Annotated in this window: 17 protein-coding genes; 11 read left to right on the top strand and 6 right to left on the bottom strand. The window is 65.0% G+C overall.

Going from position 1 to position 24,705, the window contains the following annotated elements; all coding sequences use genetic code 11:
* Nucleotides 1-222 precede the first annotated feature (222 nt).
* The gene (locus AC1DCF_RS10265; RefSeq protein ID WP_477210910.1) at nucleotides 223-2,601 is read right to left on the bottom strand and encodes an arylsulfatase; all 2,379 of its coding nucleotides are present in this window, start codon (nucleotides 2,599-2,601) and stop codon (nucleotides 223-225) included.
* Nucleotides 2,602-2,887: 286 nt separating this feature from the next.
* Between AC1DCF_RS10265 and AC1DCF_RS10260 the strand changes: the two genes are divergently transcribed.
* Nucleotides 2,888-4,822 (top strand): glycoside hydrolase family 5 protein, encoded by a 1,935-nt coding sequence (locus tag AC1DCF_RS10260; protein WP_477210909.1) that lies wholly within the window; start codon nucleotides 2,888-2,890, stop codon nucleotides 4,820-4,822.
* A gap of 77 nt (nucleotides 4,823-4,899) precedes the next feature.
* On the opposite strand, the gene AC1DCF_RS10255 is transcribed toward AC1DCF_RS10260, so the two are convergent.
* Both AC1DCF_RS10255 and AC1DCF_RS10250 read right to left on the bottom strand, forming a co-directional pair.
* A complete protein-coding gene (locus tag AC1DCF_RS10255) occupies nucleotides 4,900-6,045 on the bottom strand; it encodes a metallophosphoesterase family protein (RefSeq protein WP_477210908.1) in 1,146 nt (381 codons plus the stop codon).
* A gap of 26 nt (nucleotides 6,046-6,071) precedes the next feature.
* Entirely contained in the window at nucleotides 6,072-8,153 is a 2,082-nt protein-coding gene (locus tag AC1DCF_RS10250; protein WP_477210907.1) for a DUF5054 domain-containing protein, read from the bottom strand.
* Nucleotides 8,154-8,302: 149 nt separating this feature from the next.
* On the opposite strand from AC1DCF_RS10250, the gene AC1DCF_RS10245 reads away from it, so the two are divergent.
* The 4 genes from AC1DCF_RS10245 (at nucleotide 8,303) to AC1DCF_RS10230 (ending at nucleotide 13,469) form a co-directional block, all read left to right on the top strand.
* On the top strand, nucleotides 8,303-9,289 hold the full coding sequence (locus AC1DCF_RS10245; RefSeq protein WP_477210906.1) for a carbohydrate ABC transporter permease: 987 nt from the start codon (nucleotides 8,303-8,305) through the stop codon (nucleotides 9,287-9,289).
* Nucleotides 9,286-10,233 carry a carbohydrate ABC transporter permease gene (locus tag AC1DCF_RS10240; protein ID WP_477210905.1) on the top strand — a complete coding sequence of 316 codons (948 nt, stop codon included), beginning with the start codon at nucleotides 9,286-9,288 and terminating at the stop codon, nucleotides 10,231-10,233. Before AC1DCF_RS10245 ends, AC1DCF_RS10240 begins: the two co-directional genes overlap by 4 nt.
* Before the next feature lie 58 nt (nucleotides 10,234-10,291).
* Complete coding sequence (locus AC1DCF_RS10235) at nucleotides 10,292-11,611, top strand: ABC transporter substrate-binding protein (RefSeq protein ID WP_477210904.1); 1,320 nt, start codon at nucleotides 10,292-10,294, stop codon at nucleotides 11,609-11,611.
* Nucleotides 11,612-11,702: 91 nt separating this feature from the next.
* Nucleotides 11,703-13,469 carry a glycoside hydrolase family 35 protein gene (locus AC1DCF_RS10230; RefSeq protein WP_477210903.1) on the top strand — a complete coding sequence of 589 codons (1,767 nt, stop codon included), beginning with the start codon at nucleotides 11,703-11,705 and terminating at the stop codon, nucleotides 13,467-13,469.
* Nucleotides 13,470-13,593: 124 nt separating this feature from the next.
* Here AC1DCF_RS10230 and AC1DCF_RS10225 read toward each other — a convergent pair whose 3' ends face one another.
* Nucleotides 13,594-14,643 (bottom strand): LacI family DNA-binding transcriptional regulator, encoded by a 1,050-nt coding sequence (locus tag AC1DCF_RS10225; protein ID WP_477210902.1) that lies wholly within the window; start codon nucleotides 14,641-14,643, stop codon nucleotides 13,594-13,596.
* Nucleotides 14,644-14,690: 47 nt separating this feature from the next.
* Between AC1DCF_RS10225 and AC1DCF_RS10220 the strand changes: the two genes are divergently transcribed.
* Nucleotides 14,691-16,934 carry an alpha-galactosidase gene (locus AC1DCF_RS10220; RefSeq protein ID WP_477210901.1) on the top strand — a complete coding sequence of 748 codons (2,244 nt, stop codon included), beginning with the start codon at nucleotides 14,691-14,693 and terminating at the stop codon, nucleotides 16,932-16,934.
* A gap of 113 nt (nucleotides 16,935-17,047) precedes the next feature.
* Here the strand turns inward: AC1DCF_RS10220 and AC1DCF_RS10215 are convergent, their stop codons facing one another.
* On the bottom strand, nucleotides 17,048-17,539 hold the full coding sequence (locus AC1DCF_RS10215) for an FBP domain-containing protein (protein WP_477210900.1): 492 nt from the start codon (nucleotides 17,537-17,539) through the stop codon (nucleotides 17,048-17,050).
* A gap of 367 nt (nucleotides 17,540-17,906) precedes the next feature.
* Between AC1DCF_RS10215 and AC1DCF_RS10210 the strand changes: the two genes are divergently transcribed.
* From AC1DCF_RS10210 to AC1DCF_RS10190, 5 genes are all read left to right on the top strand, one after another.
* Entirely contained in the window at nucleotides 17,907-19,025 is a 1,119-nt protein-coding gene (locus tag AC1DCF_RS10210; RefSeq protein WP_477210899.1) for an AI-2E family transporter, read from the top strand.
* A 56-nt stretch (nucleotides 19,026-19,081) separates the two neighbouring features.
* Nucleotides 19,082-20,557 (top strand): CoA transferase, encoded by a 1,476-nt coding sequence (locus AC1DCF_RS10205; RefSeq protein WP_477210898.1) that lies wholly within the window; start codon nucleotides 19,082-19,084, stop codon nucleotides 20,555-20,557.
* A gap of 240 nt (nucleotides 20,558-20,797) precedes the next feature.
* Nucleotides 20,798-21,655: a helix-turn-helix domain-containing protein gene (locus AC1DCF_RS10200; RefSeq protein ID WP_477210897.1), complete on the top strand. Its 858-nt coding sequence runs from the start codon at nucleotides 20,798-20,800 to the stop codon at nucleotides 21,653-21,655.
* Nucleotides 21,656-21,786: 131 nt separating this feature from the next.
* The gene (locus tag AC1DCF_RS10195; protein ID WP_477210896.1) at nucleotides 21,787-22,638 is read left to right on the top strand and encodes a phytanoyl-CoA dioxygenase family protein; all 852 of its coding nucleotides are present in this window, start codon (nucleotides 21,787-21,789) and stop codon (nucleotides 22,636-22,638) included.
* A gap of 50 nt (nucleotides 22,639-22,688) precedes the next feature.
* Nucleotides 22,689-23,708 (top strand): NHL repeat-containing protein, encoded by a 1,020-nt coding sequence (locus AC1DCF_RS10190; protein WP_477210895.1) that lies wholly within the window; start codon nucleotides 22,689-22,691, stop codon nucleotides 23,706-23,708.
* Here the strand turns inward: AC1DCF_RS10190 and AC1DCF_RS10185 are convergent.
* Nucleotides 23,686-24,672: a class I SAM-dependent methyltransferase gene (locus tag AC1DCF_RS10185; RefSeq protein ID WP_477210894.1), complete on the bottom strand. Its 987-nt coding sequence runs from the start codon at nucleotides 24,670-24,672 to the stop codon at nucleotides 23,686-23,688. The two genes, AC1DCF_RS10190 and AC1DCF_RS10185, sit on opposite strands and share 23 nt — an antisense overlap.
* Between the last annotated feature and the right edge of the window lie 33 nt (nucleotides 24,673-24,705).

Here is a 24,705-nt window from a genome sequence, read left to right as displayed (position 1 = left end):
CCTCACGCGTTCGGCGGGGTGGACAAGTCGACAGCAAGACACGTTCCAAAGAACGGTCAGAGATCCGGCGAGTCACACCCCACCGTGCGCATGAGAACCAACCTGCCAGCTGATAGCCAGACCAGCTAGTGACCATTACAGAGATCCGGCGAGCTGCCCCTCGGACGTGGTTGCGACTGAGGATCTGCCGTCAGTGTTCTTGACAAGCTCGACCAACAGGATTTACTGCCGCGTCATCGCGATCTTCATCAGGTGTTCCGGTTCGATGAGGTGGTCGTGAGTGTCGTCTCCGGCGTCAAGCTGAATCGAGGTGATCTTCCCGGTGAAGGCGTTGCCGGTCGCCCCGTAGTCGCTCGAGACCGGCGAAGCGAGGTCTTCTCCGATGTCGACGGTCTCGTCCATCGAGAAGAAGAACGGCAGTGTGCGTTCGACCCGGCCCTCGGCCAGCGCCGCCCTGCTCTGAGAAGCGGCGCCGTCGGAGATGGTGACCGTGCCGCCCTTGCCGAGCCCGCCGCCGTCGTACGCGAAGTGCACAACCAGCTCATGCTCGCCGGTCGTCAGAGCTGTCTCCGACCGCACGAAATCCGTTGAGATGCCGCCCAAATTGTAGGCGAAAGCCGGCTTTCCGTCCGTGAGGTAGCACGACCATCCGCCGTACGTACCGCCCTGCGCAATGATCACGCCGTTGGCGCCGCCCTCGGGGACCGTGACCTTCGCCGTGACCGTGAACGACTTGTTCTTCACATTGACGACGGAGTTCTCGCTCAGTCGCTTCATCCCGGCATAGAACGTTTGCGAGGTGCCCCGCACCAACGCCGGCCGGCCGGCGATCTCCTCGTTGAAGCGTTCAGCCGAACGGATGTCGAGCGGCAGCACATTGAAGCGCGCGGCCTGGATCAGGAACAGACGCTGCAACTCGGCGAGCCGTTCCGGCTCCTGGGCGGCGAGGTCGTGGGACTGCGTCCAGTCCTCCTCCACGTTGTACAGCTCCCAGACATCCTCATCGAGGCCGTGGTCAGAGCCGAGCCACGGCTTCTTGTGCATGGCGACGGCGGTCCAGCCCTTGTGGAAGATGGCCCGGTTTCCGAGCATCTCGAAGTACTGGGTGGTGTGCTGTTCTGCGGCATCCGCGGCATCGAAGCTGTAGTTCATCGGCGTCCCCTCGTACGGGCGCTGGGTCACGCCGTACACGGTCGACGGCTCCGGGATGCCGGCCGCGGCGAGCACGGTCGGGGCCACATCGATCACGTGCGCGAACTGGTGGCGAATCTCACCGCGGGCGGCGATGCCGTTCGGCCACGACACGATCGTGCCGTTGCGAGTGCCGCCCCAGTGCGAGGCAACCTGCTTCGTCCACTGGTACGGGGTGTCCATCGCGTGAGCCCAGCCGATGGCGTAGTGGTTGTACGAGCGTGGCGTGCCCAGGTCGTCTTGATGAGCGATCTTGTACTCGTCGGTCTCGATCTCGGTCATGTGGTTGATGGTGAAGGCCTCGTTGGTGGTGCCGGTCATCGTGCCTTCGGCCGAAGCGCCGTTGTCGCCGATGATCACGTAGACGAGCGTGTCGTCGAGTTCACCGATTTCTTCCAGGGCATCGAGCAGCTTGCCGACATAGTGGTCCGCGTATTCGAGGTAGCCCGCATAGACCTCCATCTGGCGCGCGAGCACCGGCTTGATCTCATCGCTCATCTCATCCCAGGCCGGGATGCCCTCGCTGCGAGTCGTGAGAGTCGCGTTTTCAGGTATCACGCCGAGCGCCACCTGCCGGTCGTAGGTCTCTTCACGCAGCTTGTCCCAGCCCTGGTCGAACTTTCCCTTGTACTTGTCAGCCCACTCGGCGGGAACGTGGTGCGGGGCGTGGGTGGCGCCCGGCGCGAAGTAGGTTAAGAAGGGCTTGTCGGGCGCGAGGGACTTCTGCTGCTTGGTCCAGACGATTGCCTTTTCGGTCATATCGTCCATGAAGTGGTAGCCCTCTTCGGGCGTGCCCCAGGGCTCGACCGGCGTCGTTCCCTCATAGATCGCGGGATACCACTGGTTGGTTTCCCCACCGATGAAGCCGTAGAAGTACTCGAATCCGCCGCCCGGCGTCGGCCAGTGATCGAACGGGCCGACCGCGCTGGATTCCCACACGGGCACCTCGTGGCATTTGCCGAACTGGGCGGTGCTGTAGCCATTGAGGCGCAGCGTCTCGGCGAGCGGCGCACAGTTGTTCGGGCGCAGTGAGTTGTAACCGGGCGCGCTGGTGGCGATCTCGGTGATGCCGCCCATCCCGACCGTGTGGTGGTTGCGTCCGGAGAGCAACGCTGCCCGGGTGGGGGAGCAGAGCGCGGTGGTGTGAAAGCGGGTGTACTTGAGGCCCTGAGCGGCGACGCGCTCGAAGTTCGGCGTTGCGACCGGACCGCCGAACGCACTGGATGCGCCGAAGCCGGTGTCGTCGATCAGAATGACGAGCACGTTCGGAGCTCCCGCCGGAGGCAGCAGGCGCCGGATCGGCGGGTAGTGAGTGTCGGGATCGGTCGCGTCGTAGGTCACCGTTCCGGTGAACGCCAGGTCGGGAATCGGCAGCGCCCCACGCTGTACCGAAGAATTCTCTGTCGTCATTGCTCTTGTGCCCCTCACTCGTTGGTGACGCGGTCGCTCCTCCTCCGGAGCGACCGTACGCGACTGACATTGCATGCCCGCCACTCTCCATGATTCTGATTCGCTGCCGGCAATCCCTCACCCGGAACGGGCGAACCACCCGTACGAGGGGCAATTGGCGATGTTTACGTTGACATGTTTACGTTGACATTCCGTGGATCGCGCCCCTAGCATGACGATGTCAGGCACCCGTGCCCCCCTTTCTGGGAGGGGTGCGACGGTGCGAGAACGAACAGAGAGGTTCGCAATGCAACGTCGCTTCCTGCGGCTCACCGTCGCACTCACCACCGCCACGTTGGCGATGTCGGTGGCCACGCCCGTCTACGCCACAACTCCCGCTGATCCGATTCCCGCGGTGACCGGCGCCGAATTGTCGGCATCCTGGGCTGCACCGCTCAGCACCCGCGGGCGCTACATCGTCGATGCGAACGGTAATCGCTTCAAGCTGAAGTCCGCGAACTGGGACGGAGCCCAGGGGCACTGGAACGGAACCGGATCCAAGACCGATCCGGCCAATCAGACGATCGCCGGACCGACCTATGACATCCCGATGGGGCTCGACCGGGTGCCGATGGCGACACTCATGAACGATTTCCATGCGCTCGGCATCAACAGCATCCGTCTGCCGTTCTCGAACGAGATGCTCGGTACGACTACGCCGGTGCCGGATGCCGCGGTGCTGGCGAACCCGGACCTCGCGGGCAAGACGCCGCTGCAGATCTTCGATGCGGTGATTGCCGCACTGACCGCCGACGGATTCGCAGTGGTCCTGAACAACCACACCACAACCTCGCGCTGGTGCTGTGGCGCCGATGACGGAAACAGCAAGTGGTACAGCAGTCAAACCACCGAGAAGTGGGTGAGCGACTGGGTCATGTTGGCGGCGCGGTACCAGGGAAACCCGCGCGTGGTCGGCATGGACCTGCGCAACGAGGTGCGTCGCGACATCCTGGATGACCCCAACTGGGGAATGGGTGACGGAAACGATCTGTACAAGGCCTACCAGCAGGCGGCGATCGCCATTCAAAAGGTGAACTCGAACGCGCTCATCGTGATGGAGGGGATCAACTGGCAGGGAATTCCCCTCGACGGCCTGTTCCACGACCGTCCGCAGCTGAAGCCGGTGGCGTCGACCTCGAACACGATCCTCTTTCCGAACAAGCTCGTCTACTCTGCTCACGTCTACGGGTTCACCGGGCCGCAGCACACCGGTGCGACGGGGCTCGGGGAGACCCACGACAACCGCTATCGCGACCTCACTGCGACCGAGCTTGCCGCAGAGATGAAGACCGAGGCCCTGTTTGTGAACACGGCAAACCAGCACTACACCGCACCAGTCTGGCTGAGCGAGTTCGGCACGGCCGGGGCAAGCCAGACCAATGACAAGGAGAAGGCGTGGTGGGTCAACTTCACCGACGTGCTGGTGGCCAACGACACTGATTTCGCTGCCTGGCCGCTCGTCACCTGGGCCGACGCATCAGGCAACTTCGCCGACACGTTCGCGCTGCTCGCCTACAAGGCCGACGGCACCAAGCTCAGCATCGCCGAGGACTGGCGCTACCCGGCCTGGGTCAAGCTCGTGAACGCGCCCTCGAAGACCGGTGCGGTGGCCACGACGGTGCGCTGGAACATGCTCGGCAGCGGCAGCTCCAGCCCCGACACCAACGCGTCGCTTCGGATGCAGAGCCAGCCCGACTGGGATTCGGGCAAGTGGAAGGGCACCTGCCCCGATTCCGAGCGGCTGATCGGTGTCGCGCGCAGCACAAACCGAGCGCTCTGCACCGACAACGCGCAGCCGCTGACGACCGCCGTCACCAGCGTCGTCAGCAACGAGGTGAACGTGACGAACGATTGGGCGTCGGGATACAACAAGTTGCAGTGCCCGACCGGCCAGATGGCGATCGGCTACAGCCTGACGATCGGCAGCACGAACAAATGGTCGACGTCGAAACTGCTCTGCGGTCAGAGCGCGCAGACGCTGCCGGCGAGCCAGGGCCGGAACGTCTGGTTCGACCAGGGCGACAATCGCCCGGCCAACGGCGGGTCGACCGCCAGCGACTGGGCTCCGACGAAGTACAAGGGGCAGTGTGCTGACAACGAGTACATCGCCGGCGTCGCGTTCACCTGGCGCTGGAACCAGGGCGGCGTGCCGAGCGCGCTGCTCTGCAAGCCACTGAGCTAGGGGCAGTGCACAAGCGCTGAGCGCATCAATCGAGGTCGGGTCGCCGGTGGGCGGCCCGACTTCGACGCATGTTCTGGCTAGACGGCGGCCACCGCGAGCATCGCGTCGGCCGTCACGGGTGCGAGCCGAATCTCGTGCAGCACCTCGCCGTCGAGAGAGCGCATGGTCAGCACGAGCGACTCGGACGTCGCCACGCCGTCGATCCAGGTTGCGGCCTCAACGGATGCGATATCGGCGTCGGGCCCGCCGCCGACGAGCTGGCCGTAGGGAAACTCCTCCGACGGCTGCAGCCAGGCCGGCTCGTGGGTGTGCCCGGAGACCACGATCTGGGCTCCCCAGTTCACGAGCGCGTCATGCCACGCATCGCGGCTCATCCGGCTGAACCAGTCGTAGCCGCCGGCGTCGTAGTCGGCCGGAGTCTCGTCGATCCAGCGCAGCGGAATGTGGCAGAACACGACCCGATAGGGAGCATCCCGAAACTCCGGCCGCTCGGTCACCTCGCGCAACCACTCGGCCTGCTCGGCCCGCAGCGGTTCGAACGCCACCCGACCCTCGAAGGTCGGGTGCGCGTCGGGCTTGTCTTCGCCGGTGTGCAGCACCACGCAGGCGACGGGGCCGATGCGGAATGCGGTGAACGGGCGGCCCTCCGGGGCGGCGACGAACTCCTCCAATTGGTAGGCGTAGCGCCCCCGCACATCATGATTTCCCATCACGATCGCGAGGGGGCGGTCGGCGCTCACATCGAGGCCGGCGGGATTCAGGATCGTGGAGGTGAACCAGGTCGGCTCCTTCCAGTCATTGCAGAGGTCACCGTTCCAGACGAGCACGTCGACCTCGGGGGTCAGCGCGTCCAACGCGCGCACGGTGTCATCGTTCTGGTGAGTGTCATTCCAGACGGCGAAGCGAGAGGTCGGCGCATCCGGGGCGAAGGTGCGCACCGTCTTCCACTCGCTCTCGTGGTGCTCCGCCGGGTCCTCGATCGCTTCGGTCACCGCGCGGATGCTCAGCTCGCTCCCGGCAGGAAGCCCGGCCAGTCGCACCCGCAGTACCCGGTCGCCCTGCGGAACCATGCCGAAGGCATCCGCGGTCGCGACGCCGCGGCGGCCGTCGGCAGATTTCCACTCCAGCCAGCCGCGACTGAGCCGGCTCACGCCCCAGACGACCTCTGCGCCGTCTTCGCGGGGTGCCATCACGACGGGTGGGCTGGTGACTAGCGACGTCATAGTGTTCTTTCTCTCTTGAATGCTCGTCACGCGAGCTCCAGCTCGAAGCGGAAACGAAGGTCGTCTTCGACCCACATCGTGAAGTTCGTACCCCAGATATTGTTGTGCAGGTTGACGTGAAGGCCGTCGTTCGGGTCGGGCACGTCGTTAGTGAATCGCAGCAGGGCCGGCTGGCCGACCGCGACGAGTGCCGCATCCAGCGGACGCAGAGCGAAGGTACGATCCGCCGTGTGCGTCGATGCCGTATGAGTCACAGCGGCTACCGCGTGCATGCTCCGGTTGCCGTTGCGCACCACCGATTGCGGGTCGACGTGGCTGTCGATCTTGGTGAGCGTCCAGTCGCCGGGCGCGGTGCGCGGCCGAAATTCGAGCCAACTCGCCTCGGGCAGGCGCGAGGCATCCTTGTCGCAGAGGTCGAGCGTGATCCCGATCGGCCCAGCACTCGAAAAGCGATAGCTCAGTCGGATGTCGCGGGGCGCGCCCCAGGCCTCACTCGCGATCGCCGGCAGCTCAAGCGACAGCGTCAGGACCGCAGCGTCTGCAGCATCGTGACGCTCGGCCGCGACGATGGTCGGAGTGAAAAGCGTGCCGGGCAGAGTCTCGGAAATCGACAGTCCGGGCTTCGAGAAATCGGGGATCGACCACATGCCGTTCTCGGCACGATTGCGACCGTACTCACTCAGCCAGCGGGCTTCGTCACGTTCGTCGAAGGTTTGATAGGCGTAGGCGGCGAGCGGATGCTCGGCCCCGGCCCACTGCGTGCCGTCGGCATCGATCAGGGAGACCAGCGAACCATCACGACCGAGTCGCACCCGGTAGTCGCCGACAGCGTGTTCGGCCGCGCAATCGATCGCCGCGGCATTCGGTTGCGGCTCGTTCGTCGGCTCGCAGCCGGCCAGGGCGGCTTCGGCCTCGACTCGTCGTGCGGGGGAGAGCGCGGCCAACGCGCGGTCGACGTGGGCGCGCTGCTCGGCCCAGGATCGCTCGAAACTCGAATAGGTCAACCCCTGTGCGCTCGGGTGGTCGGTGTAGGCCCAGGCGAACTCGTCGAACTGCGCCGGATTCTGGACGGGGTCGATCACATCCGCGGCCCGTGCCGCCTGAAATGCTGCCTTCTCGTAGTTCACATAGTCGGGCAGGTGCGTCTTCAGGTCTTCGCCCCAGGTGTGCTCGGGAATGAGCAGCAGCCCATCGCTGAACCCGTCACACTCGGTGGTGCCCGGCGCCAGCGCGCCGGATGCGACCCAATCCGTGCGGAGACGGAGCAGGGCGCGGAGGCGCGCCGTCAGGAGGGGGTCGCTCGCGACCCCGTGAATCCAAGAGTCGCCGATCTCCCGCTCGAGCACGGGGAGAAGGTCGCGGTCCTGCAACACGGCCGCTGCGAATGCGTCAAGGGTGGAGGCGATGATTCGAGTGCCGGGGTACTCCGCCTGCAATTGAGCGAAGAGCTCCTCGACGTCGGCGACAGAGGGAGGCCCGAAGTTGTCGCCGGTGTGGGCGAGGTGCAACGCATCGGTGCCGCCGGGTGCCAGAGCGACGCCGAGATCCGTGGCGCCGTAACTCTGCGCATAGTTGACGACCACCTCGCTCCCGTCGGGCGCCCGCCAGACGAAGAACTCAGGCACCTCGGGAACGGCAGAGGCGCCGTTCACGCCGAGGTGCAGATAATCGAGGCCTGCGCGGGAAAGGAACGGAACGAGGCCGATGGTGTGACCGGGGACATCCGTCATCTTTGCGGCGATCGTGTGCCGCCCGAATCGGGCGTCGAGTCGACGCCCGATCGAGATGCCGTGTTCGACCAGCCCCGCATCCATCAGTTCGGTGTGGGTGCTCAGGGGGAGTCCGTGCCAGCTCACCTGGCCGGCGCGGATCGCATCCTCAAGAGCGGCACGCTCGTCGGGGGTGCCGAGTCGGAGCGCCTCATGGATGAGCCACGATCCGGTGGTCCAGATGAACCCGGCCGGGCCGCCGCGCTGTTCGAGTTCGCGGGCGAGCTCGATCGCTCGCGGAAGGTACTCGTGCACGTATCGATCGGTGACGTTCGCGGCGTAGTCGGTGAAGCCGAGATCGAGGTGCGTTTTGAAGACCACATGCAGGGTAGAGATCATCTGTGACTCTTTCGTTACTTGATTTTCACAATTCTGTTTGCGCAAACATCATCCTGTCCCATACTGTGATGGGAACGCAAACATTCTGAAGAAGGAAGCGAGCGAATGACGAAGACGTCGAACGCACGAGGTGAGAAGGTGGGTCGCCCATGACTACCGTTCCCCTCGGCACCGGAACGCTGGTACACCCGGCGACCGGTTCCAACCCCAGCACCGAAAGCCTCCTCATCCCGGCATCGCCCGGCGCGCCGGCAGCCCTGAAGAAGCAGCGCCGCAACTGGTCAGGTTGGCTGTTCGTCGGGCCGTTCATGGCGCTCTTCGCGCTCGTCTTCATTGCGCCGCTCGCCTACGCGATCTTCCTCAGCCTCTTCCGCGAGACGCTCGTCGGTGGCAACTCGTTCGTCGGGCTGGAGAACTACGGGATCGCGCTCACCGACCCCAAGTTCTGGGATGCCATTCTTCGGGTCTCAATCTTCCTGCTGGTGCAGGTGCCGATCATGTTGCTGCTCGCTCTCTTCGCCGCGCTCGCTCTCGACAGCGCGCGCTTGCGCTGGGTGGGGTTCTACCGTCTCTCGATCTTTCTGCCCTATGCGGTCCCTGGCGTCGTCGCGGTGATGATCTGGGGTTACATGTACGGATCACAGTTCGGGCTCATTGCCGACCTCAACCGGTTCTTCGGGCTCGCCCTGCCGTCGCCAATGGCCCCGAACTTCGTGATGGCCGCGATCGGAAACATCGTGACCTGGGAATTCGTCGGCTACAACATGCTCATCTTCTTCTCAGCGCTGAAGGCGATTCCCCAGGATCTCTATGAAGCAGCAGAAATCGACGGTGCCGGAGCGTTCCGCACGATCTTCGCCATCAAGCTGCCGTCCATCCGCGGCGCCCTGATCATTGCGACGGTGTTTTCGGTGATCGGAAGTTTCCAGCTCTTCAACGAACCCTCGATCCTGCAGACAATCGCGCCGAACTCGTTTACGACGTACTTCACTCCGAATATGTACGCGTTCAATCTGTCGTTCGCCGGCTCTCAGTTCAACTACGCGGCAGCGATCGCCATCCTGTCGGGAGTCATCACCATGGTGGTTGCCTACCTTGTTCAGGCCACCGGCGAAAAGAAGGAGAAGCTGGCATGAGCGCCACCCCGAGTGCGGTCCGTTCAAGGCGGGCGCCGAGTCGTCTGGCCAGCGGGAAGGTCGCACCTCGCGACCGAGCCCTGAAGAAACAGGCCACTCCACGGCACAAACGCGCGTCCATCACCCTGGGCCTGCTGATGACGGCGATGATGCTCTACTGCCTCGTGCCGATCTGGTGGCTCGTCGTCAACTCAACCAAAACGATGGACTCGCTGTACAACTCGTTCGCGTTCTGGTTCAGCGGCGAGTTCGCTCTGTGGGACAACATCGTTGAGACCCTGACCTACCACGACGGCATCTTCACCCGCTGGTTCCTCAACACGATTCTCTACGTCGTAGTCGGTGCCGGAGGCGCCACTCTGCTCGCCACCTTGGCGGGGTACGGGCTGGCGAAGTACAACTTTCCCGGGCGCCGCTGGGTCTTCGCCGTCATCATCGGTGGCATGGCGATCCCGACCTCAGTGCTGGCCGTGCCACAGTTTCTGCTCTTCAGCAACATCGGCCTCACCAACACACCGTTCTCGGTCATCATCCCCTCGATGGTGAGCGCGTTCGGGCTCTACCTGATCTGGGTCTACGCAGCTGAAGCAATTCCCGACGAGCTGATCGAAGCGGCCCGCCTCGACGGCGCCGGAGAGATCCGCATCTTCTTTTCGATCTCTCTTCGCCAGCTCGCGCCGGCGCTGATCACGGTGTTGATGTTCACCGTGGTCGCGACCTGGAACAACTACTTTCTCCCGTTGATCATGCTGAGCGACCCGCAGTGGTACCCACTCCCGGTCGGCCTCGCTCAGTGGTCAGCGCAGATGAGCGCGATCGGTGGCGAGGCGATCCCGAACCTCGTCATCACCGGTTCACTGCTCACCGTTATTCCGATCTCAGCGGCATTCCTCTATCTGCAGCGTTTCTGGCAGTCGGGATTGACTGCCGGGAGCGTGAAATAGACCGGTTCGTCCGGAGCTACACCCCCAACACCAAGCGAAGGGAATCACAATGGAAAAAATGACAACAAGCCGATGGGCGCGATTTGGCGCCGTCGTCGGCGCCGGCGCGCTCCTCGTCGGAGCACTCTCGGGCTGCAGCGCTGCAGCGGGAGGCTCCAGCGAAGGCTCGACCGACCTCGATGCAGCGGTCACTGTGCCCACGAAGCTCACCTGGTGGACCTGGAGCGACAGCACCCAGGACCTCGCGGATGCCTTCACTGCGAAGTACCCGGACATCACGTTCGACGTGGTCAAGCTGGAGAACCCGGATGCCGTGGTCACCAAGCTGCAGAACGCGGTCAAGGCGGGCAAGGGCGCCCCTGACCTCGTGCCGGTTGAGTACCAGACCCTGCCGCAGCTCACCATGGGCAAGGCGCTCGCCGATCTGACGCCGTACGGCCTGGACAGCTTCAAGGACGCCTTTACCGCGTCAACGTGGAACTCCGTCAACCTGCAGGACAAGCTCGTCGCCCTGCCAATGGACTCCGGCCCCATGGTCATGATCTACAACAAGGACCTCTACGCGAAGTCGGGCGTCGCCGCGGCTCCGACCACGTGGGACGAGTGGGCTGACGCCAGCGCCAAGATCCACGCCGCCGACCCCGAGGCCTACATCGCAAACAGCGGCGATGCCGGCTTCGTGACCAGCATGATCTGGGCATCCGGCGGCCAGCCGTTCGCTGTCGATGGCGAGAACGTCACGATCAACCTGCAGGATGAGGGCTCCAAGAAGTTCGCGGACTTCTGGAACAGCCGTCTCAGCAACGGTGAACTCTCCCCGGTTGCTACCTGGTCCGACGAGTGGACCAAGGCGCTGACCCAGGACAAGCTCGGAACCTTGATGATGGGCTCCTGGATGATCGGCGGCATGGACGATTACGGAACCGCCGGTAAGTGGGCCGTCGCACCGATGCCGTCATGGGATGGACAGCCCGCCTCCGCCGAGAACGGTGGAAGCGCACTCTCCGTCACCGACCAGAGCAAGAACAAGGCCGCCGCAGCAGCGGTGCTGAAGTACTTCGCCGACGGCGACGGACGCGCGCTCCTGAATGAGAACGGCTTCCCGTCGACAACAGCCGACCTCAGCAACCCGGAGTGGCTGAACAAGCCGTTCCCCGCCTACGGCGGTCAGCCGGCGAACCAGATCGGCGCGGCGTCGTCCGAGTCGGTTGTTCCCGGATGGCAGTACCTGCCCTACCAGGGCTACGCCAACAACGTGTTCTCCGACTCGGTCGGCGCAGCACTCGGCGCCGGAACCGACCTGAACGCAGCATTCGAAGAGTGGCAGAAGACGCTCGTCGAGTACGGCAACACGCAGGGCTTCTCGGTCAACAAGTAGTCAACACGTAACACGTAACACCTGCACCCAATCGCGGGGTGTCTGCCATCGTGGCAGGCACCCCGCGGTCAGTAACACGACAGGACAGCGCATGCCTACCTTCTCCATCGGTGACACCGACTTTCTGCTCGATGGCTCGCCGTATCGCGTGCTTGCCGGCGCACTCCACTACTTTCGCGTGCACCCCGATCAGTGGGCCGACCGCATCCACAAGGCCCGACTGATGGGCCTGAACACCATCGAGACGTACGTGCCGTGGAACGAGCACTCACCCTCCCGCGGCGAGTTCCGCACCGACGGACAGCTCGACCTCGCCCGGTTCCTCGAGCTTGTTCACGCCGAGGGGATGCACGCCATCGTGCGGCCCGGCCCGTACATCTGCGCCGAATGGACCGACGGGGGCCTGCCCGGTTGGCTCACCAGTGATCCGGCGATGACGATTCGAACCAGCGACCCGCTCTATCTCGAGGCGGTGTCCGAATATCTTCGGGCCGTGTACGAGATCGTCGTGCCGCGGCAGGTTCAGCACGGAGGCCCGGTCATCCTCGTGCAGATTGAAAACGAGTACGGCGCTTACGGTTCCGACTCCGACTACCTGCGCGCGCTGACATCCCTGACCAGAGAACAGGGTATCGAAGTGCCCCTGACCACTGTCGACCAGCCGACCGACGCGATGCTGTCGCACGGCAGCCTCGACGAATTGCACAGGACCGGATCGTTCGGGTCCCGGGCAACCGAACGGCTCGCCACACTGCGCCGGCACCAGCCGACGGGACCGCTCATGTGTTCCGAATTCTGGTGCGGCTGGTTCGACGCCTGGGGGGCGCCGCACCGCACCACTTCCGCTGCAGATTCAGCGCGCGAGCTCGATGAGCTGCTGGCAGCCGGGGCCTCCGTGAACATCTACATGTTCCACGGCGGCACGAACTTCGGATTCACCTCGGGTGCCGATGACAAGGGCACCTATCGGCCGAATATCACGTCGTATGACTATGACGCCCCTCTTGCTGAGGATGGCACGCCCACCGAGAAGTACTGGCGGTTCCGCGATGTGCTCGCGAAGTACGGCCACGTTCCGGACGAACGACCTGCCGAGCGGGTCGACGCTCCCGCCTTCACCGTGTCGCTCGACCGCAGCGCACCGCTTGGCAGCATGCCGATTGTGGCGGGCTCGAGTTTCGAACAGCTTCCGGATGCACGCCAGCTCGGCTCGTCCCGCGGTTTTGCGCTCTACTCCACCCAGCTCGCGCACGGAGGCCTGCTCGCCTTCGCCGAGGTGCGCGACCGAGCGCAGCTGTTCCTCGACGGCAGCCCCGTCGGCATCCTCAACCGCGACCACCATGATCGGATGATTCCGCTCCCGCCCCAGGCGCAGGGGGAACTCACGCTGTTGGTGGAGTTCATGGGCGGCGTGAATTACGGCCCGCGCATCGGCGAGGCCAAGGGCCTCATTGGTCCGGTGACCCTGGACGGCGAACCGCTCACCGACTGGACGGCGGGCTCGGTCGCACTCGAAGACGGCGGAAGCCTCAATCCCGCGATCCGAGCAGCCCTCGAGGCCTCAGCTTCCGACGTCCCTGGGCCGCTGAGCGGGCCGGCGTTCGCGCGCGGCACGTTCACACTCGGCGAGACTCACGATCTGCACCTCGACACGCACGGCTGGGGCAAGGGCGTGGTGTGGCTGAACGGGTTCAACCTCGGTCGCTACTGGAGCCGCGGACCGCAGCGCACACTCTTCGTACCCGCACCGGTGCTGCGACAGGGGGCCAACGAGATCGTCGTCTTCGAGACCGCGGGGGCCGCATCCGCCACCGTGCGTTTCGTGGCCCGCCCGAACCTCGGATCCGCCGAGGCCTGACGACATGGAACACCGGTCTATCCGGCCCCCGGGGATGCGCCCGGTGGCCTCGATCGAGCTGCGCTCAGCGGGGCCGTCCTCAGCCGAGCTGAACGGAGCTCGGCTGTCCTCAATCCAGCAGCGTTCAGTCGGCGCGCACCTGCCCGGTGCTGTCACGCACGACGAGCCTGGTCTGCACGAGGATCTTCTGCTTGTCGTCGGGCTCGCCGTCGATGAGGGCGAGCAGCAAAGTTGCGGCCTGGCGGCCGACCTCGTCGAGGTTCTGGTGAACGGTGGTGAGCGCCGGCCAGAACTCGGCGGCGCCGTCGACGTCGTCGAATCCGATCACACTGATGTCTTCGGGAACGCGGAGTCCGTGGTCGTGGATCGCGTGCATGACTCCGAGCGCCATCTGGTCGTTGGCTGCGAAGACTGCGGTCGGCACGCGGTCGCCGGTGAGCATCGCTCGCCCCAGTTCCAGGCCCGATGCGGCCGACCAGTCGCCGGTGAGCACCGGCAGCACGGCGAGCTCGTGCTCGATCATCGCGTGTCGGTACGCCTCGGCGCGGCGCCGGGCAGAGTAGGACGACTCGGGACCGGAGATGTGAACGATTTCGCGGTGGCCGAGTTCGAAGAGGTGCTGCAGGGCAAGGCGCGCACCCTGCTCCTGGTCGGTGTCGACGACCGTGTAGGGCAGGTGCGCGTCGGAATCGACGATGACGAGCGGCAACCCGACGGTCATCGAAATCTCGTCAAGCGAGCCGACTTCAGCCGACATAACCAAGATGATGCCGTCGACGGCCTGCTCCTCGAGGCGGCCGAAGGCTCCCGCGACGTCGAGCTGGGTGGGATCGGCGACGGGCAACAGCGTTGTCGTGTATCCGGCGGCTTCGGATGCCTCGGCAACAGCGCTGAGCGTGCGCTCATTGCCGAAGGTCGCGAGGTTGAAGGTGACGAACCCAATACTGCGGAAGCGGCCGGCCTTCAGGTTTCGAGCGGCGCTGTTCGGGCGGTAGTTGAGCGACTGCATGGCTGCGAGCACACGCTCTCGGGTCGCCGGTCGCACATTGTTCATGCCGTTCGCGACACGCGAGACGGTTTGAGCAGAAACACCGGCTTGAACTGCGACATCGTTGATCGATGCGCGTGCCCGCGGCGCGCTATATCCGGGCGAGGTCGTCGAGTCAATCAACATGATGACGTAAACACTAGTCGAGCAGACGAATGAAAAGGAACTTTACTATGACAACTTCTCCCGACCTTGGACTCGTGATGTGCGCCGGAGACGTGGCGCTCGTGCTCGACCTCAGCGACGGAGCCCTGCCCGCCGTGCTGCACTGGGGCGCAGACATCGGAGCACAGAGCGAGCCGGAGTTCTCCGCGTTGCGAGACACCGGCATCCTGCCGATCGCCGCCAGCGAGATGGATGTCCCGGTGCGGTTGTCGATTCTGCCCGAGCATTCTCGAGGCTGGGACGGCCGCCCGGGCGTGAGCGGTTCCCGCGAAGGAACCGCCTGGTCGCCGCTGTGGGTGACGACCGCTGTCGCACTCGATGGTGTGCACCTGGGCGCCGCGGAGAGCGCCAACCGCCGAAAGGTCGTCAACACCGGCGCGGGAACGCTCGTCGTGACGGCCGCTGATGCCGCAGCCGAACTGGCACTGACTCTTACCGTTGAACTCAGTGAGGCCGGCATCGTCAAGGTTCAGGCCGTGATCGAGAACCTCGGCGAACAGATCTACCAACTCGACGATCTGCTGCTCACCCTGCCGACCCCGTCCATCGCTGCTGAGGCTCTCGACTTCGCCGGACGGTGGGCCGGTGAGCGGGCTCCGCAGCGCCGCGCGATCACTGTCGGCACGCATCGGCGCGAGTCCCGTCGCGGCCGCACCGGCCTGGACGCCGCAATGATCCTCACGGCGGGAGTGGCCGGGTTCGGGTTCGCCCAGGGTGAGGTCTGGGGCATCCACACAGGGTGGTCAGGTAATCACGTGCACCAGATCGAGCGGGTGCAGAGCGGCGTTCAACTGCTCGGCGGCGGCGAACTCCTGTTGCCGGGCGAGGTGCGTCTCGCCCGCGGCGAGCGGTATGAAAGCCCCTGGGTCTACGGCATCTACGGCGTCGGGCTCGACGAGTCGGCCAAACGGATGCACCGGCACCTCCGGGCTCGCGCCGATTACCCGCGGTCGGTGCGGCCCGTCACCCTCAATGTCTGGGAAGCGGTGTATTTCGACCATGACGCAGACATCCTGCGTGACCTCGCCGACAAGGCGGCTGAGATCGGCGTTGAGCGTTTCGTTCTCGACGATGGCTGGTTCGGCGGACGCCGGAACGACCGGGCTGGGCTCGGCGACTGGACGGTCTCACCGGAGGTATGGCCGAATGGGCTGCACCCGATCGTCGACCACGTGCGTGCTCTCGGCATGCAGTTCGGGCTCTGGTTCGAGCCGGAGATGATCAACGCCGATTCCGATCTGGCCCGGGCGCATCCCGAGTGGATCATGTCCGCGGGCGACCGACTCCCGCCTGAGTCCCGGCACCAGCAGGTTCTGAACCTGGGCATCCCCGAGTGCTATGCCCACATTCGGGATGCCATCTGCGCGATCCTCGAGGAATATGAGATCGCCTACATCAAGTGGGATCACAACCGGGATCTCGTCGACGCAGGCAACGGGTCGACGGGGCGAGCCGGGGTACACGAGCAGACCCTCGCGTTCTACCGGCTGGTTGACGAACTCAAGGCCCGTTTTCCGGGTCTTGAAATCGAATCGTGCTCGTCGGGCGGTGGCCGGGTCGATCTGGGGGCGCTCGCCCGCACCGACCGGGTCTGGGTGTCAGACAACAATGATCCGATCGACCGCCAGCAGATGAACCGGTGGACGACCCAGCTTGTGCCACCCGAGTTGATGGGCACGCACATCGCTTCGGCCACCTCACACACGACAGGCCGCACCCACTCGCTCTCGTTCCGTGCCCTGACCGCTGTGTTCGGGCACCTCGGGGTCGAGCTTGACCTGCGTGGCACGAGCTCAGCGGAACTCGCCGAACTCACGGCCTGGGTGAATCTGCACAAGCAGTACCGGGACGTTCTCCACAACGGTGAATTGGTGCGGCTTGACCACCCCGACGACACCCTCGTCGTTCATGGCGTCGTCGCGAGTGACGGTTCGCAGGCGCTCTATTCGTTTGTCTCGATGGCCCGTGCCGTCGTTTCGAGCCCCGGTCGGGTTCGCCTGCCGGGGCTCGAAGCCGAGAGCCGCTATCGCGTCGAACCGGTGCTGCTCGGGGGCATCCCGAACAGCATGCGCCCGGCGCCGTGGTGGGGACCGGTCACGGCGGCCGGCGGCTATTCGGATCACTCGCAAGCCACATTTGCCGACGGACCTCCGAGTGTGGAATTGAGCGGAGCCGTGCTCGCCTCGCTCGGAGTGGTGATGCCGGTGATCCAGCCTGAACAGGGGCAATTGTTTGTCGTGACGCGCGTCTGATCGTCGGCACACCGACTCGATCCACTCCGGCGTAGCCAGAAGACAGTGAATGAGCCGGCGAGGCCCGCTGCAGAGTGCTGCGTCGGGCCTCGTCGGCTGGGCTTGAGCCTGCGCTAGACGTCGTGCAGCAGCCCAGACGCAAACGACTCTGCTCGTTCGCGCAATGTGGCGATGCGCTTCTCCCGCGCAGCTTCCACGTCGAAACCGATGTACGCCATCCGCGGCGGCTTGCGCACATTTGCCGAGCACTCGAACTCAGCGCAGATGAGAGTTCCGACGGTGTTTCCGTTGCGTCCGGCGGCCCCGCCGCGGCGCGCGGTGTAGAGCACGACATCGTTGGGAAGGTGCACGTCTTCGCACCAGGAGCATTGCGGGCGTGAGCGAGCTGAGCCCTCCGCCTGTTTCAGAAGGATGCCGACCAGCTGATCGTCGACGGGAACGACGATGTAGGCGCGGCGGGCATACTTGGGGTCGCACCAGCCGAGATAGTCGATTTTGTTCCAGTCGAGCTGCGCGAAATCAGCCGGCAAACTGAGATCGCTGACCTCTTTTCGAGAGGCGTTGACGAATGACGCCCGGATGGTCTTTTCGTCGAGTGCAAGCATGGTGATTCTCCAATCGTTCAACCCGGGGTCGCTGGCGCCACGGGATTCCTCGTTCACAACAGCACGCCGGCTCGGCGGTCAAAACGACAGCGACGGCTGTGCCGGGTCTCACCGAAACGGCGAGGGCAGATCAGAACGACGGACTGAGGCCGGAGGACGAGCCGCCGACGACCTCCCAGCACCCGGTGGGCGTCGCGATTGAAGAGATGTTCACGAGACCAGCCTATCCATCTCGCAAGGAGCGGAGCCTCGGGGTGCGCGTCGTGGTGACGTAGAGCAGACGATTCGCGCAATGATTGTGGTGATCGGGCCACGAGCGCGACTCGGTATTTCGAACAGGACTCTCGGGAGTCCGAGAGTGGGGCATATGCGTTCAACGAAGCGAGTTCCGGTCGCCGATGTCGTTGACGTCGCCACTACGACGGCCCCCGCAACTCCGCCGCCTCCAGCGCGTCGGGGTCCGTTTGCATCGGGATACATCTTCACGCTCGGCGCTATCGGTGCGGTGGCGACCGGCCTCGCGTTGTACGGGCTGAGCTCCTTGCTCTTCACGGTCTTCTTCGCTGCCTTCGCAACGGTCGGCCTTGACCCGCTGGTGCGCTGGTTCGAACGCCGCAAGTTCTCGCGGGGATGGGCCATCGTCACCGTCATCCTGCTCATCGTCGCCGTGCTCGTCACCATCATCTGGGTGGTGCTGCCGGTCGTGGTGAATCAGATCAGCTACTTCGCGACGACCATTCCGCAGGAAGTCGCGGCAATGAAAGACCAGGGCTGGTTCGACCAGGTCAATGAGGCGAGCAACGGGGCGTTGAACACACTCGTGACGTGGGTCTCCACGGAGATCACCGACCCGACGGTCTGGGCAGCGGTCGGATCCGGTCTTCTTGGTTTTGGACTGTCGGTGGTCAACGCCATCACGTCCGGCTTCTTCATCGCCATCCTGACCATCTACTTCATCGTGAGCTATGACTCGACCAAGGCGGCGGCCTACCGGCTCGTCGCCGCCTCCCACCGGGAGTCGTTCATGAACTACTCCGAACGCATCCTCAAGAATTTCGGAAGCTATCTCAGCGGCATGGTCATCCTCGCGTTCTTCAACGCGGTCTACAGCGTCATTCTGCTGGTGGTCACGGGGGTTCCCGGAGCATTCTTGATCGGCATCGCTGCCTTCTTCATCACGCTCATCCCGCTGATTGGAACGGTGCTCACCACCATTGCGATGACGATTCTTGCGTTCATCCACTCGCCGACGTCCGGGATCGTCGTTCTGATCTTCATGCTCATCTACATGCAGGTGGAGGCATATATTCTCACCCCGAAGGTGATGGGCAAGGCGGTCCAAATCCCCGGCTCGGTCGTGCTCATCTCGGCACTCGCCGGATCCACCCTGTTCGGCCTGGCCGGCGCGCTGGTCGCCATCCCGATCTCCGCCGGGATTATCTTGATCATCAAGGAAGTCGTGATGCCCCGCAAACAGCTCGCCTGAGCTCAGCGCGTCCGAGCTCAGCGCACAGCACCGCCGGCGAAGAAAGCAGGTTCTCCATGGTCACCATCGATCCTCCGGTCGGGGGTCCAGCCGACTCCGGCGCGATCATCGCGGGCATGCTGGACCAGATTCTCGCGTCGGAGCCCGATCCGGTGTCGGCTCCCGCGTCCGGTGGTCCGGCATCCGGTCGTCGGGCACCGGATGTCACGGTGACGGGTCGCGGAAGCCTGCCCTCCGTGTTTGCGGTCACCGAGCTGGCGACCGCGTCGATCGGCGCTGCCGGTCTCGCTCTCAGCGACCTCGTCGCTGCCGCAACGGGAACCCGCCCGGCCGTCACGGTCGATCGACGGTTGGCCTCGATGTGGTTCGCCTCGTCGATTCGGCCCGACGGGTGGCAACCGCCGCCGCCGTGGGATGCGATCGCCGGTGACTATCGAACCGTCGACGGTTGGATTCGGCTGCACACCAATGCACCGGCGCACCGAGCCGCTGCCCTCCGTGTGCTCGGGGTGCCCGCCGAGCGCGAGAAGGTGGCGGATGCGGTGGCCCGGTGGACGAAGGATGCCCTGGAATCTGCGGTGGTCACTGCCGGTGGCTGCGCAGCTTCCCTGCAGACACTGTCCGAATGGCAGCAGAGTGAGGTCGGCCGTCGGGTCGCGGCCGAACCGCTCATCGCTTGGTCAGACACCGGCTCTGGAGACAGCGACTCTGCCGGCGCCGGCTGGGGGTCGGCGTCGCCCCGCGCGCCGTTCGATGCTTCTCGCCCGTTGGCCGGCATCCGGGTGCTTGATCTGACTCGTGTGTTGGCCGGGCCGATCGCCACCCGCTTTCTCGCCCTATTCGGCGCCGATGTCCTGCGCATCGACCCGCCGTGGTGGGAGGAGCCCGGCGTCATTCCCGATGTCATGCTCGGCAAACGCTCCGCACGCCTCGATCTGCAGAGCGCGGATGATCGCCACCGGCTGCTGGCGCTTCTGGCCGACTGCGATGTGTTGGTGCACGGCTATCGGCCGGGCGCCCTTGACAGTGTCGGCCTCGATGTCGCCACCCGGCTCGCCGCCCGCCCCGGCCTGATCGAGGTCAGTCTTGATGCGTACGGCTGGTCCAGTGAGTGGACGACCCGGCGCGGCTTCGACAGCCTGGTGCAGATGAGCGCCGGGATCGCGGACGCCGGGATGCGCGAGCTGCACCGTGACAAGCCCACCCCGCTGCCGGTGCAGGCACTCGACCATGCCACCGGCTACCTGATGGCCGCGGCGGCGGTTCGCGGGATCACCCAGCGGCTCCGCTCGGAAACGGGTAGCCGGGCCTCGCTGTCGTTGGCGCGCACCGCGCATCTGCTCACCGGTTACGGAATCGTCGGGGTGCAGGAGGCGATCGATCCCGAGCGCTCGGATGACGTCGCTCCTGAGATCGAGCAGACCGAATGGGGACCGGCTCGGCGTCTCGTGGTGCCCCTTCACGTCGAGGGCATGCTGGCATCTGCGCCGATTCCGGCGCGCAGTCTGGGGTCTGACCCGCCGGAGTGGTGAGGCCTGCGCCGGCCACTCTCCACCCTCTCGCCCTCGCCACCCTCTCCACCCACTCGCCCAGTTCGGTCTGATCCCGACCTCAAAGTGAGGAGCGGAGGTGTGTCGGCGGAGTCCCGCCCGCGGAGCAGTCTGCTCTCCACCACCGCGACACACCTCCACTCCTGATTTCGGACCCGCCCAGCTAACTACTGCGCGGACCCTGGGATTTACGGGCAGCACGCTTCGCTAGGATCAGTCGCAGTGGACATCATTGAACCGTGGTCGCTGTATGCGACACCTCGCAACGCCGTGCGGCAGTTTCTGATCGCCTGTCATGGCGCGGGGGAGCAAGCGGGATTCTCTCCTCCATTCCGGCAGAGAAAACTCCCGACGCGCGGACTCGTCTACGTCTCCGAGGGGAGCGGCACCTACACGTCCGCACTTGGCGCACCGAGCGTCCCTATTCAGGCTCCTGCCGTGGTCTGGCTCTTCCCGGGCGTCGAACACGGCTACGGTCCTGACCGAGAAGGCTGGAACGAGCACTGGATATTGTTCGCCGGGGAGTCTTTCGCCGCGTTTGAAGAACTGGGAGTGGGCAACCGCACCCACCCGGTGCTATCCCTGGAGCGGCCGATTGACGGCGCCGAACTGCTTTTCGCTGAGCTGCGGGCATCCCTGGCGACGGTGGGGGCACGGTCAGAATTGGCGGCTTCACTCGCCACCCAACGCCTCCTGCTCGCCATCGTCGATGCAGTCGATGCGAGCGACGAAGCGACCGATCTTCCCCCCTATCTGAACCAGTTGGCTCAGGATGCCGCGCGCCGACTGGATGTCGCCGACCGGGCACGCCAGGTCGGGATGTCGGTGGGTGTGCTGAGCGCGAGAGTCAAGGCCGCCACCGGGCGCACACTGGGCGACTTCGTGATCGAGGTGCGGATTGCAAAGGCTCAGGCGTTGTTGGCCGAGACGGGGCTCGACATCGGTGTGATTGCCGAGCGCGTCGGCTACGACGATCCGGCCTACTTCTCGCGACTGTTCACCCGTCGAGTCGGCGTCGCGCCAACGGTGTTCCGTCTGCAGCAGGCGCGATCCATTCATACCGAGCTCGACAAGCTGTAGCCGCGACGCTGCCGACGTGCAGCTTCACCAGCGGGCGAATTGTCCAAGGTTCAGGCGGCGCCGCCGAAAAGTCCAATGATCGCACCGGATAATCTATGGCGCATAGTCCAAGACTCGCCGATCCTTGATGGATGCTTACCTCCAACGGATACACCCTCGATGACTCTGAGGCGAGACTCGGCCGGCTCGAACCGGTTCCGGAATCCGCCCGCGCCGACAAGGACGCCCTCTGGGAGCTACTGCGCCGCGACGGCTACCTCTACTTGCCGCAGCAGCTCGAGGCTGATCTCGTCAACGACTTTCGCCGCTACTATTTCACCACGTTGGCCGACACCGGAATCATCGCCCCGGGAACGGATCCGGCAGACGGCATCGGCGCCACGACTCGCGCCGATCGTGAGACGGTGCACAACGTTCTCTTCAGCGAGATTGTGCCAGGCGCGCGCTATGAAGCGTTGACGACCCACCCCAAAATAAAGGGCTGGTTCGAGTGGTTTCTCGGCGACGACGTGCACCTTCACAAACGCAAGATCATCCGTCACTTGATGCCGGGCGAGACCGGGATCGGCACGGCCACACAAGCACACTACGATCTCGTCTACCTCCGTGAAGGAAGCGAACGCGTGCTCTCGATGTGGATTCCGTTGGGGGACTGCCCACCAGAAATGGGCGGACTGACCTATCTCGAAGGAAGCCATCACTGGGCGCTCGCCGATGAGCGGGAGCGCGGAAATCGCCGGCCGGCCGCGTCAATGACCGCGGACCTGCCCGGGCTGGCGGAAAGGCACGATGCGCGGTGGCTGCTGACCGACTTCAAAGCGGGCGACGTCATGGTGCATTCCTCCTACGTGGTGCATGCCAGCACCGACAACGTCGACCCGGGTGGTCGCATCCGGCTGTCGACCGACATCCGCTACCAGCGTGCGTCAGAGCCGATCGACTGGCGTTGGCAGGAGCACTGGCACGAGGACGACGGCCTGTAGACCGCTGGTCGACCGGCGAACATCGAACAACCCCGACAGTTTGGACAGCAATGACGAAGACCTGGACATCGGAGGTCGCCACGTCGACACCGACGATCGAGTTGGCGGGGCGTGCCTACCTATGGAGCGAACATGCGACCAGCGCGGTGCCGACCAACGACTGGGGTCATCACGGGGTCGTCGTCGACGCCTCGGGCGACGGTTTCATCGCGGCATCTCCCGATGGGCAGGCATTCGTGTACGTGACCGACACGGATGCACGTCGCGGTGTGATGCTCGGCGTCACGGAGTGCCATGGGATGAGCGTTGACGCGTTCGACGGAGACTATTCGATCTGGGTGGCCGACCACGGCGAGAAATACGGAACACGCGACGGCGGTGAGCGCCGTGAGATCGATCGGCCGGGACAGGTGCTGCGTGTGAGTGCCGAGGGGAGCATCCTCCAGACGCTCGAGGCCGCCAAGCTCCCGGAATGGCTCCGAGGCTGGCGGCCGACGGATGTCACCAGTGAGCCGGCGGAGGACGGCGGTCGCGTCTGGGTCGCCGACGGTTATGGCACCAGCTACGTTCACTGTTTTTCCCGTGACGGCGAGGTGGTCTGGAGCGACGACGGCAACGACAGCGGCACTGCCTTCGATTCTCCCCACGCGATCATCGTCGACACGCGCCGGGACAGTCCTGAGCTGCTGGTCGCCGATCGGGGCAACAAGCGCATCGTCGCCCTCGACCTGGATGGCCGCTTTCTCCGCACGATCGGGCTGGGAGAGCTGTCGAGTCCTTCCGGGTTCGCCATCGACGGGAATCTGCTCTGGGTTACCGAGCTGTTCGGCGCCATCGTCGCATTCGACCCCGACGACCGCGTGGTGGCGCGGCTCGGTGATGGCGCCCCGTCGACAGAAGTCGGTTGGCCGAACACGCTCGCGGGGGATGTCGTCGAGAGAACTCCGATGCCGGCCGGGATGTTTCGAAGCCCTCACGGCATCGCCGTCACTGCGTCGGGGGTGATTGCGGTGACGGAGTGGGTGATCGGCGGTCGACTGATCGTGCTCAGGCCGCTGGGCGCTCAGTAGCTCGGCGCGCCGCCCACGCGGTACGGCTACTTCGCACCGTCAAGTCACCGCGCTGCAGAACGCTGTCCGGCCCGTCAACCACCAGAAGGCGATCGAGTGCAGCCAGATCGTCGGCGGCCAGTTCGTCGGTCAGGCCCGCGCGCACTCGGCTGAGAAACGCGTGGGCATAGCGACCAGTGATCGGCGGCGCCGGGTTCAGATCGGCGGTGAAAACGCGCTGTTCAACCATCTCGAAGCCTGCTGCTTTTAGGTTCACCTGCCAGTCGGGGTGCGCGTTCCAGCCGCGGCGAGAGATGACGTCGTGCAGGCGCGTCTCGAGGCCGGGACGTCCGAACCCCAGGTCGTCGGGGAGCACGCGGGGAAACCCATCCATCTCCACGGCCACGAAGAGGCCGCCGGGGTTCAGAGCGGTCAGGATGTCGCGAAGCACCCGATCCACCTCGGCGAAGTGGTGCAATGACGAAGCGGCCCAGACGAGATCGAACCGGCCCGCCTCGGGCCAGGCGGCGTCGAGATCGGCCTGGACCATGCTCATTCGTTCGGCCAGCCCCTGCTCGATCGATGACGCGACGAGACGCTCGAGCATGCCCGGCGACACGTCGAGGGCGACGATCTCCGCCTCGGTAAAGCGCCGGGCGAGTGCAAAACTCCCGGTTCCGGTACCCGCTCCGACATCGGCGATTCTTCCGGGAGTGCCACTGGCGAGTTGCCCCGCCCAGTCGATCACCTCCGCCAGCTGGGATGCGAGAACTTCGGCGTCGAGATCGAGCATGTCGGCCAGGCCCTGCTCGTCGATGTGGCTGTGCTCGTCACCGTGGCTGTGCTCGGTACCGTGCACGTGCTCGGCACTCCGACTGGCACCGTGACTGCGCCGGTTCTGGGCTTGACCGTGCTGGGCTTGACCGTGCTGATCCTGACCGTGCTGATCCTGACCGTGCGGAGGGTGTTGAGCTGTAGCTGCCATGCCTCCACGCTAACCTCGCTGTGCGCTCGGCGC

The organism is Leifsonia sp. 10L418, assembly GCF_056395445.1.
The sequence above is the reverse complement of the archived record's forward strand: the minus strand, read 5'-3'. Positions and strand labels throughout refer to the sequence as shown.